At 42.2% G+C, this 11863-nt stretch carries 7 protein-coding genes; all 7 read left to right on the top strand.

All coding sequences use genetic code 11. From position 1 onward, the window contains the following. The first annotated feature begins 25 nt into the window (after positions 1-25). The 7 genes from ftsZ to carB all read left to right on the top strand — a co-directional run bounded on the left by ftsZ (position 26) and on the right by carB (position 11792). Positions 26-1252: a cell division protein FtsZ gene (gene ftsZ, locus IUZ65_RS14000; RefSeq protein WP_195704295.1), complete on the top strand. Its 1227-nt coding sequence runs from the start codon at positions 26-28 to the stop codon at positions 1250-1252. A gap of 98 nt (positions 1253-1350) precedes the next feature. Then, positions 1351-2268, top strand: coding sequence for a UDP-3-O-acyl-N-acetylglucosamine deacetylase (gene lpxC / locus IUZ65_RS13995; RefSeq protein ID WP_195704294.1), 918 nt, complete (start codon positions 1351-1353; stop codon positions 2266-2268). Between the two features lie 470 nt (positions 2269-2738). Next, positions 2739-5465: a preprotein translocase subunit SecA gene (secA, locus tag IUZ65_RS13990; protein WP_195704293.1), complete on the top strand. Its 2727-nt coding sequence runs from the start codon at positions 2739-2741 to the stop codon at positions 5463-5465. Between the two features lie 95 nt (positions 5466-5560). Beyond that, a complete protein-coding gene (gene mutT, locus IUZ65_RS13985; protein WP_195704292.1) occupies positions 5561-5959 on the top strand; it encodes an 8-oxo-dGTP diphosphatase MutT in 399 nt (132 codons plus the stop codon). Between the two features lie 156 nt (positions 5960-6115). Beyond that, positions 6116-6925, top strand: coding sequence for a 4-hydroxy-tetrahydrodipicolinate reductase (gene dapB, locus IUZ65_RS13980; RefSeq protein WP_195704291.1), 810 nt, complete (start codon positions 6116-6118; stop codon positions 6923-6925). A 481-nt stretch (positions 6926-7406) separates the two neighbouring features. Then, positions 7407-8546 (top strand): glutamine-hydrolyzing carbamoyl-phosphate synthase small subunit, encoded by a 1140-nt coding sequence (gene carA / locus IUZ65_RS13975; protein ID WP_195704290.1) that lies wholly within the window; start codon positions 7407-7409, stop codon positions 8544-8546. Positions 8547-8561: 15 nt separating this feature from the next. Then, the gene (gene carB, locus IUZ65_RS13970; protein ID WP_195704289.1) at positions 8562-11792 is read left to right on the top strand and encodes a carbamoyl-phosphate synthase large subunit; all 3231 of its coding nucleotides are present in this window, start codon (positions 8562-8564) and stop codon (positions 11790-11792) included. The last annotated feature ends 71 nt before the right edge of the window (positions 11793-11863 follow it).

The following is an 11863-nucleotide window of genomic DNA, read 5'->3' as shown; positions in this document are numbered from 1 at the left end:
ATAGCAGGAAAAACGGAGACAACACATGTTTGAACCGATGATGGAAATGTCTGACGATGCTGTAATTAAAGTCGTTGGTGTTGGTGGTGGTGGCGGTAACGCATTAGAACACATGGTTCGAGAATCCATCGAAGGTGTGGAGTTTATTAGTATTAATACTGATGCTCAAGCCTTACGCAAAGCTAGTGTGAGTACTGTTATCCAAATTGGCGGTGACATTACTAAAGGACTAGGCGCAGGTGCTAACCCTCAAGTTGGCCGTGATTCAGCTATTGAAGACAAAGAAAAACTTAAAGAAATCCTTAGTGGCGCCGATATGGTATTTATCGCTGCTGGTATGGGTGGTGGAACGGGTACAGGTGCAGCACCAGTCATTGCTGAAGTTGCAAAGGAACTAAATATCCTAACTGTTGCCGTAGTAACGAAGCCATTTGGGTTTGAAGGTAAAAAGCGTCTTGCTTTTGCTGAGCAAGGTATTGAAGAGCTTTCTAAACATGTTGACTCTTTGATAACAATACCAAATGAAAAATTACTTAAAGTATATGGTAGAAGCGTAACGCTATTAGAAGCATTTGGTTATGCGAACGATGTTCTAAAGAATGCCGTTCAAGGTATCGCAGAGCTAATTACGCGACCTGGTATGATCAACGTCGACTTTGCAGATGTAAGAACAGTTATGTCTGAAATGGGTCATGCAATGATGGGTAGTGGCGTTGCAAGCGGTGAAGAACGTGCAGAAGAAGCGGCAGAAGCAGCAATATCGTCACCACTTTTAGAGGATATTGATTTAGCGGGTGCTCGTGGAGTATTGGTTAACATTACTGCTGGTTTAGACATGCGTTTGGATGAGTTCGAAACGGTAGGTAATACAGTTAAAGCATTTGCATCGGATAATGCAACGGTTGTTATTGGTACTTCTCTTGACCCAGATATGACAGAAGAGTTCCGCGTAACAGTGGTAGCAACAGGCATCGGTGCAGAGAAGAAACCTGAAATCACATTAGTTGCAGGTTCTGCGGCAAAACCGAAACCAGCAATGGCGGCAACCCCGGTTTCACAACCAGTTGCAGCAAAAGTGGATGAAAAAACGGCACAACCTTTGCATAAAAAAGAAGGGGTGAAGCCGCAAGCGACAGCACCGTCAAATAGTGGTCAGTCGCAAGGCAGTTCAAACCAAAGCACGGCTCCTAAGACGGAAAAAGAAAGTGGCTATTTGGATATACCAGCATTTCTTCGTCGTCAAGCCGATTAAGAAATAGTCATAATTTGACAGAAGTCTTATTTATGATAGTATCCGCGGTCAGTTTCAACGCTGACCGTGATAAATAACACTAATTAGAGGCAAGGTAGATGATCAGACAACGTACTCTGAAAGAGATCGTAAAAACGACTGGAGTTGGTTTACACTCTGGGCGTAAAGTTACGCTTACCTTGCGTCCAGCAGCAGCAAACACTGGTGTTATCTATCGTCGTACCGATTTAGAACCTGCGGTTGATTTCCCAGCAGATCCCGCCTCTGTTCGTGACACAATGCTCTGTACTGCGCTTGTAAACGACGAAGGTGTACGAATTTCCACTGTTGAGCACTTAAATGCTGCTTTAGCGGGCATGGGAATCGATAATGTTATCGTAGAAGTTGATGCTCCAGAAATACCGATTATGGATGGTAGTGCGAGTCCCTTTGTGTACTTGTTACAATCAGCGGGTATTGAAACACTGAATGCACCAAAAAAATTCATACGCATTAAGAAACCAGTGCGCTTCGAAGATGGTGATAAATGGGCAGAGCTTGTTCCTTATAACGGTTTCCGTATGGATTTCGAAATTGAGTTTGAACACCCTGCTATTGACGCTGATGAACAACGTCTTCTGTTTGATTTTTCTTCAAACGCATTTATTAAAGATATTTCGCGGGCTCGTACATTCGGGTTTATGCATGATATCGAATATTTGCAATCGCAGAACTTATGCTTAGGTGGCAGTTTCGATTGTGCAATAGTGCTAGACGAATACCGCATCCTTAATGAAGAAGGTCTTCGATTTGACAATGAATTTGTCACCCATAAAGTTCTTGATGCCATCGGCGATCTTTATATGTGTGGTCATAGCATTGTCGGTGAGCTTCGTGCCTATAAGTCAGGTCATGCATTAAATAACCAATTGTTGCGTGCTGTTCTTGCTGATCAAGAAGCGTGGGAATGGGCGACATTTGAAGAAGAAGCTGGTTCACCTGTTGCATTTGCTGAACCCAATATGGTTCTAGCATAATAAAATACAATTATTCGTTTTGAAAAAACCAGACATGAAGTCTGGTTTTTTTTTATCCTAATTTAATCGTGTATTTCGTGATCTTATCTTATTTTTTGCGAGTTTACGGCGGCTTCGAAAGTGACAAAAATTGCCGCATGGCAATTTTTTGTTATCTTAATTTCCATATTTGATGATCTATCACATTCGCGTTGATATGAAAGAACCAGTACACTTGTTCGCTTAGTGACCATCAAGGGACAAAAAAGTCAATCTTGGTCAAATTAATATAAATGCTAATGGAATAAAAAAAATTATCGCTTAAAATGTTGAGAACTTTTAAAACATAACTTGAATTTCATTAGGTAAGCCACAATATCTGACCATATAATATTGTTTCAGTTTTCTTGTTTTAAATAAGACTCATCGGTCTATAAGAGACTAAAAGCATTGGAAAGGCTTAAAGCCAAACAACATGAGATAAGCAAAAAATGATAAGTAAGATACTGACTAAAGTTGTTGGCAGTCGTAATGATCGAACTCTGCGTCGATTACGAAAGATTGTAAAACAAATTAATAATTTTGAACCAGATTTTGAAGCTTTTTCAGATGAAGAGCTACAAGCTAAAACCGTTGAATTTCGTGAGCGCTTAGATAAGGGTGAATCACTAGACCAGCTCCTTCCGGAAGCTTTTGCGACGGTTCGTGAAGCGTCTAAACGTGTTTTTGGCATGCGTCATTTCGATGTTCAGCTTATTGGTGGTATGGTCCTCAACTCAGGACAGATTGCCGAGATGCGTACTGGTGAAGGTAAGACACTTACTGCGACCCTGTCAGCCTATTTGAATGCGTTACCTGGAAGAGGTGTTCATATCGTAACGGTGAACGATTACCTTGCGAGCCGCGACGCAGAAACAAACAGAGCACTTTTTGAATTCTTAGGTATGACCGTTGGTGTCAATATTCCCAATATGGCACCACCAGAGAAACAACAAGCGTATCAGTGCGATATTCTTTACGGAACAAACAATGAGTTTGGCTTTGATTATCTTCGCGATAACATGGCATTCCGTAAGGAAGATCGCGTACAAAGAGATCGTTTCTTTGCGGTTGTCGATGAAGTTGACTCCATCCTTATTGATGAAGCACGTACACCACTCATTATTTCTGGTCCGGCTGAAGATAGTTCAGAACTCTATTCAAAAATTAACACCTTAATTCCTTCTCTCAAGCTGCAAGATCAGGAAGATACAGAAGAGTATCGAGGGGATGGACACTACACGCTTGATGAAAAATCTAAGCAGGTTCACCTGACTGAAACAGGGCAAGAGTTTGTAGAAGAACTACTCGTTAATAATGCCATGATGGAAGAGGGAGACACCCTCTATTCTCCAACCAATATTAGCCTACTTCATCATGTCAATGCAGCACTTCGTGCCCATGTATTGTTCGAAAGAGATGTTGATTACATCGTAAAAGATGATGAAGTCATTATAGTCGATGAACATACGGGTCGTTCTATGCCGGGACGTCGCTGGTCTGAAGGTTTGCATCAGGCGGTTGAAGCAAAAGAAGGCGTTAAGATTCAGAATGAAAACCAAACATTAGCTTCTATTACTTTCCAGAACTATTTCCGCTTGTATGAAAAACTGTCAGGTATGACTGGTACTGCGGATACAGAAGCGTTTGAGTTTCAATCTATTTACAATCTAGAGACTGTTGTTCTTCCAACGAATCAACCTATGGTTCGTGATGATATGCCGGATGTGGTGTATCGTACAGAAGAAGAAAAATTTGCAGCGATCATTGAAGACATTAAAGAGCGAGTGATAAAAGGCCAACCGATACTTGTTGGTACTGTTTCAATTGAGAAATCTGAACTACTCTCTAATGCCCTCAAAAAGTCTAAAATCAAACATAACGTTTTGAACGCTAAGTTCCACGAGCAGGAAGCGGATATCGTTGCCTTTGCAGGGGCCCCTGAAGCCGTGACGATTGCTACCAACATGGCGGGTCGTGGTACAGATATCGTATTGGGCGGTAGCTGGTTAGCGGAATTGAATAAGATAGAAAACCCAAGCGAAGAACAGATTCAGAAAATAAAAGATAACTGGCAGATGGAGCACGACAAAGTACTTGCGTCTGGAGGTTTACACATCATTGGTACAGAGCGTCACGAATCTCGTCGTATCGATAACCAGTTGCGTGGCCGTTCAGGTCGTCAAGGTGATGCTGGTTCTTCTCGTTTTTATCTATCAATGGAAGATTCACTCCTTCGTATCTTCACTTCTGATCGTATGGCTGGTTTGATACAAAGCGGTATGGATGAAGGTGAAGCGATAGAAAGTCGTATGCTTTCTCGTTCTATTGAAAAAGCTCAGCGTAAAGTAGAAGGCCGTAACTTTGACATTCGTAAGCAGCTTCTCGATTACGATGATGTTGCTAATGACCAACGTAAGGTCGTCTATGAACTACGTGACGAGCTTATGGAAGTGGACGATATTAGTGAAATGATCGACCACAACCGCCAAGATGTATTTGATGCGGTCATGGATGAATATATTCCACATCAATCACTTGAAGATATGTGGAATATAGAAGGCTTGCAAGATCGTCTTAAAAACGACTTTGATCTTGATCTACCAATTCAAACTTGGTTAGATGAGGACGACAAGCTTTACGAAGAAGCACTTCGTGAACGTATCCACAATACAGCAGTAGAAGTTTATAGATCAAAAGAAGATACGGTGGGGGAGCAAGTCCTTCGTAACTTTGAAAAATCTGTCATGTTACAGACACTTGATAACCTATGGAAAGAACACCTAGCCGCAATGGATCACCTTCGTCAAGGTATTCACTTGCGTGGCTATGCACAGAAGAACCCAAAACAAGAATACAAACGTGAGTCGTTCGAACTGTTTGAAAACTTGTTAGATATGCTTAAAGTTGATGTGATTATGATCTTGAGTAAAGTACGTGTTCAACAACAAGAAGAAGTTGAACGTATGGAAGCGCAACGTCAGGCTCAAGCAGAAGAATCTGCCCGTAGACAACAGTTTGAACACCAGTCAGCGGAAAACCAATTAGGCGATGATTCCGAAGGTAGTGAAGGTGCGCAGCAGCCAATGGTGCGTGAAGAACGTAAAGTAGGCAGAAATGAACCTTGTCCATGTGGTTCAGGTAAAAAATATAAGCAATGCCACGGTAAAATTGGTTGATTTTATAAAGTGAAAAATTTATAAAATGAAAGAAGGGCCGCGTGAAGCGGCCTTTTTTATACACAAAATATTTAAAATTATAACAAGAGTCAGATATGAAACGCTTACACATAGTTGCAGCAATCATCCTTAACGGTGAGAAAGATAAAATCTTTATTACTAAGCGCCATAAAGATGCGCATAAAGGAGGGTTTTGGGAGTTTCCTGGCGGTAAAGTCGAGTTAAATGAGACCCCAGAGAATGCAATGAGCAGAGAATTGTTTGAAGAGATAGGCATTGAAGTGACTCAGCAATCACTCTTTGAGCATTTGGAATATGATTATCCAGACAAATCTCTGAAGTTTGATTTTTTTACTGTGACGGGGTTTGAACATGAACCTTACGGTAAAGAAGGTCAGCTAGGAGAATGGGTGGAAATAGGACTATTAGAAGATTATGCTTTTCCTGAAGCCAATATTTCTATTCTAAAAAAAGTAATGAAACAATACGGATAAATAAGTGAGATTAATAAGATTCAAGTAACCCATAAGGTGAGTGGTTTCACTCTCGCCTTAAAAACAAGATTAAAAAAATCAATTTTTAAGATACCTTGAAGCGATTACTCATTTCAGTTAAATTGGATTTCACTCAAATGTACGGAGATTTACGCAATGGTTCGAATTGCGATTGCAGGAGCAGCGGGTCGAATGGGCCGCAATTTAGTGAAAGCTACCCACCATAACTTAAACTCATCAGTTGGTGCTGCCTCTGAGAGGCCAGAATCCTCACTTGTTGGCGTTGATGTTGGAGAGTTATGTGGCGAAGGGCATTTAGATATTTCTCTTGTAGATAATCTTGAAAAATCGATATCTGATTTTGATGTAATTGTCGACTTTACCGTGCCAAAAAGTACGCTAGCGAATATTGAACTTTGTAAGCGGCACAATAAAAAGATGGTTATTGGTACGACGGGTTTTACTGAAGAAGAAAAAGAAATCATCGATGAAGCGGCTAAGCATATCTCAATCATTATGGCCCCTAACTACAGTGTTGGCGTAAATCTAGTCTTTAAGTTGCTAGAAAAAGCAGCAAAAGTAATGGGCGACTACTGCGATATAGAAATAGTGGAAGCTCACCATCGATTTAAAATAGATGCACCTTCTGGTACTGCTATTGGAATGGGTGAAGCAATCGCGGACGCTATGGATAACAAGCTGAGCGATGTTGCTGTCTATGCACGTGAAGGGATAACTGGCGAACGAACGAAAGACGAAATCGGCTTCGCCACTATTCGAGCTGGCGATATTATCGGTGAGCATACGGCTATGTTTGCAGATATTGGTGAGCGAGTTGAGATTACCCATAAAGCAACAGATCGAATGACTTTTGCTAATGGTGCTGTAAAAGCTGCAATCTGGTTGAATCAAAAGCAAGCGGGTTTTTATACCATGTCCGATGTGTTAGGGCTAAACGAGCTTTAACTACATAATTATGCGCCAACACTGGTTGGCGCAATTCAAATTCCTTCTTTGTGATTGAATTTTATGCTGGTGATTAATTCACCTTTATCCTCTTTTTTACCGTTCCTTTTTAGGCTTCTAGCTCATAAGTAGATAATTCCCTCCAAAAATCACACTTAAGTCGATAGCGTTAACGTTTGCTATTCTAATTTAATGTTGAATTAGCGAAACTAGCGTTGAACACGTATTCGTTTGAGTTTTGATGAATGTATTTGTGTTTAAACATGGACTTAACTTGGTTTTTTAAGCCTTCTGGCTAACTTGTGCCTCATGTGGTTGAAAAAAGACAGAGTAGTTGTCGGTATGTTGTTGACACATATCACACCGATCTCTAGAATACCGCCAATTTGTCTAAATTCCATAATGCTGTTGTAATCAGCGGTAAGGAAGGTAGAATTGCAAATTAATACATAATTTATGCATTTTTATTCTGGAGGTTGTCTTGAGTAAGTCAGCAATGCTCGTCCTAGAAGATGGGACAATTTTTAACGGAGTTTCCATTGGGGCACAAGGTTCTGCAGTCGGAGAAGTCGTTTTTAATACCTCGATGACGGGGTATCAAGAAATCCTCACTGATCCTTCCTATTCCCAACAAATCGTCACCTTAACTTATCCTCACATTGGTAATACTGGCACTAACTCAGAAGACGAAGAATCTTCTTTGATTCATGCACAAGGCCTTGTGATTCGTGACCTTCCTCTTATCGTTTCTAACTTTCGTAGTGAGCAGACTCTGTCTGATTATCTGAAGTCACAAAATATCGTCGGCATCGCGGATATAGATACGCGTAAATTAACGCGTATCTTGCGAGAAAAAGGCGCACAACATGGTTGTATCGTTGCCGGTGACAGTCTTGATGAGTCACTCGCTTTAGCGAAAGCAAAAGCGTTTCCCGGCCTCAAAGGCATGGATTTAGCCAAAGAAGTAACAACGAAAGAACCATTCTCTTGGAAGCAGGGCTCTTGGCAATTAATTGGTGGGCTACCTGAAGCGAAAGATGATAGTGAACTCCCTTACCACGTAGTGGCATACGATTTCGGGGCAAAACGAAACATACTGAGAATGTTGGTGGATAGAGGCTGTCGTTTAACGGTTGTTCCTGCACAAACATCAGCTGAAGAAGTGTTAGCCATGAATCCTGATGGTATTTTCCTATCTAACGGTCCTGGTGATCCTGAACCATGTACCTACGCGATAGAAGCGACGAAAATTTTTCTTGAAAAGGGTTTGCCAATATTTGGTATCTGTTTAGGACATCAAATCCTTGCGTTGGCGTCTGGTGCAAAGACTAAAAAAATGAAATTTGGGCACCATGGTGCAAACCATCCAGTTAAAGATTTGGATAGAGACGTAGTCATGATTACCTCTCAAAACCATGGTTTTTCTGCTGACGAAGCAACATTGCCTGAAAACCTCAGAGCAACACACGTTTCGCTTTTTGATGGCTCTTTACAGGGTATACATCGTACAGATAAACCCGCATTTAGCTTTCAAGGTCACCCAGAAGCAAGCCCTGGTCCAGCAGATGCTGCACCATTGTTTGACCACTTTATTGAACTTATTGAACAGCACAGCGCATAAACGGAGTCGAGAAGAATGCCAAAACGTAATGACATCAAAAGTGTTCTAATCCTAGGTGCTGGGCCGATTGTTATCGGTCAGGCGTGCGAATTTGATTATTCTGGCGCACAAGCTTGTAAAGCGCTAAGAGAAGAGGGTTATCGAGTTGTTCTTGTTAACTCTAATCCTGCAACAATAATGACTGACCCAGATATGGCGGACGCAACATATATTGAGCCGATTCATTGGGAAGTCGTTCGCAACATTATTGAAAAAGAGCGTCCAGACGCGGTATTGCCTACTATGGGTGGTCAGACGGCGCTTAACTGTGCGTTGGATTTAGAAAAACACGGAGTTCTGGCAGAGTTCGGTGTTGAGATGATAGGCGCGACAGCTGACGCGATTGATAAGGCAGAAGACCGTTCTCGCTTTGATAAAGCAATGAAATCTATTGGATTAGAATGTCCAAGAGCGGATACCGCTAAAACGATGGACGAAGCACATAAAGTCCAAGAAATGGTCGGTTTTCCATGTATTATCCGCCCTTCTTTTACCATGGGTGGTTCGGGCGGCGGTATTGCTTATAACAAAGAAGAATTTGAAGAGATTTGCCGTCGTGGCTTGGATCTCTCTCCAACCAACGAACTCTTAATCGATGAATCTCTTATCGGTTGGAAAGAGTACGAAATGGAAGTAGTTCGAGATAAGAATGACAACTGTATCATTGTTTGTACCATTGAGAATATTGATCCAATGGGTATTCATACAGGTGACTCAATAACCGTTGCTCCGGCTCAAACATTAACGGATAAAGAGTATCAGTTAATGAGAAATGCGTCTTTAGCCGTACTTCGTGAAATTGGTGTTGAAACGGGCGGTTCTAACGTACAGTTTGGTATTGACCCTAAAGATGGCCGCATGGTCATCATCGAAATGAACCCTCGTGTATCTCGCTCTTCTGCTCTCGCTTCAAAAGCAACAGGGTTCCCAATTGCGAAAGTCGCCGCAAAGCTTGCAATCGGTTATACCCTAGATGAGTTAATGAACGATATCACGGGAGGAGCAACTCCGGCTTCTTTCGAACCAACCATCGATTATGTCGTGACGAAAATCCCTCGTTTCAATTTTGAAAAATTTGCTGGTGCGAACGACCGCCTAACCACCCAAATGAAGTCGGTTGGTGAGGTTATGGCAATAGGTCGTAACCAACAAGAGTCTTTGCAAAAAGCGCTTCGTGGATTGGAAGTTGGTGTAAACGGCTTAGATGAAATGGTCGATCTTGATGCACCTGATGCACTCACGACTATTCGTCATGAATTGAAAGAAGCGGGTTGCGACCGTATTTGGTATATCGCCGATGCATTCCGTGCTGGTTTATCGGTAGATGGTGTATTTAATCTTACGTCGATTGACCGCTGGTTCTTAGCCCAGATTGAAGAGCTGGTTAAAATCGAAGAGCGAATTAAAGCAGGTGGATTTGCTGGATTAAATAAAGATTTACTTCGTCAAGTAAAACGCAAAGGTTTCGCTGATGCTCGCTTGTCTGCTTTACTTGGCGTTGCTGAAAGCGAAATCCGTCGATTACGTTACCAACATGATATACACCCAGTGTATAAACGCGTTGATACTTGTGCTGCCGAGTTTTCTTCGGATACCGCATATATGTACTCTACGTATGATGAAGAGTGCGAAGCAAGACCGACGGATAAAGAAAAGATCATGATTATTGGTGGTGGTCCTAACCGTATTGGTCAGGGTATTGAGTTTGACTACTGCTGTGTGCACGCTTCTCTTGCGCTTAGAGAAGATGGTTATGAAACCATTATGGTTAACTGTAACCCTGAAACCGTATCAACCGATTACGATACGTCAGACCGACTTTATTTTGAACCCATAACCCTCGAAGATGTGCTTGCGATCGTTCGTGTCGAAAAGCCGAAAGGTGTCATTGTTCAGTATGGTGGTCAAACGCCACTGAAACTTGCTCGTGCTCTCGAAGCGGCAGGTGTGCCAATTATTGGTACCAGTCCTGATGCTATAGACCGAGCGGAAGACCGTGAACGTTTTCAAACGGCGGTTGACCGTTTAGGACTTAAGCAACCTGAAAACGCCACAGTAACGGCAATGGAACATGCCATCGAGAAGTCGAAAGATATCGGTTTTCCACTCGTTGTACGTCCGTCTTATGTACTGGGTGGTCGTGCAATGGAAATCGTCTACGATGAAATTGACTTACGACGTTATTTTAATGAAGCGGTAAGTGTCTCAAATGAATCTCCAGTTCTTTTAGACCGCTTCTTAGATGATGCTGTCGAAGTCGATGTTGACGCTATTTGTGATGGTGAGCGTGTTGTTATCGGCGGTATTATGGAACATATAGAGCAAGCGGGTGTTCACTCTGGTGATTCTGCATGTTCATTACCTGCTTATACGTTAAGCCAAGAAATACAAGATGTGATGCGTGAACAGGTAGAAAAACTGGCTTTCGAACTCGGCGTTCGCGGTTTGATGAATACCCAGTTTGCGGTAAAAGATAACGAAGTTTACCTTATTGAGGTAAACCCTCGCGCGGCTCGGACTGTACCATTTGTATCTAAAGCAACGGGAGCTCCACTGGCTAAAATTGCCGCTCGTGTTATGGCCGGGCAATCTCTTGAATCACAGGGGTTTACTAAAGAGATTATACCACCGTATTATTCGGTCAAAGAAGTCGTGTTGCCGTTTGATAAATTCCCTGGTGTTGATCCCCTACTTGGACCAGAGATGCGCTCTACTGGTGAAGTAATGGGCGTTGGTGCCTCCTTTGCCGAAGCGTTTGCTAAAGCAGAGCTTGGCTGTGGCAAGGAGTACCCGGAAGGTGGACGAGCTCTACTTTCTGTACGTAATGATGATAAGCAGCGTGTTGTTGACCTTGCTTCTAAGTTGACCAAGCTTGGTTATCAATTAGACGCGACCCACGGCACAGCCGTTATCCTTGGCGAAGCGGGTATTAACCCTCGCTTAGTAAATAAGGTGCATGAAGGGCGTCCTCATATTCTTGACCGAATCAAGAACAATGAATATACCTATATCATCAATACAGCTGCGGGTCGCCAAGCGATTGAAGACTCAAAGGTCTTACGACGTGGCGCATTACAAGAGAAAGTGAACTACACAACCACGCTTAATGCTGCGTTTGCGACTTGTATGGCGCATACGGCAGATGATCGTCAGACGGTCACTTCTGTACAAGAGTTACATGCAAAGATAAAAGAAAGCCTAGCTTAAACGCTTTTGTAAACGAATTCACAAAGGTTTATTCGTTTACAAAGATGCGATAGAACGCTGTTAAAGCTGAA

The sequence above is a fragment of the Vibrio sp. VB16 genome (assembly GCF_015594925.2).
In the GTDB taxonomy this organism is placed as follows: domain Bacteria; phylum Pseudomonadota; class Gammaproteobacteria; order Enterobacterales; family Vibrionaceae; genus Vibrio.
This window is presented reverse-complemented; position numbering and strand designations above follow the sequence as displayed.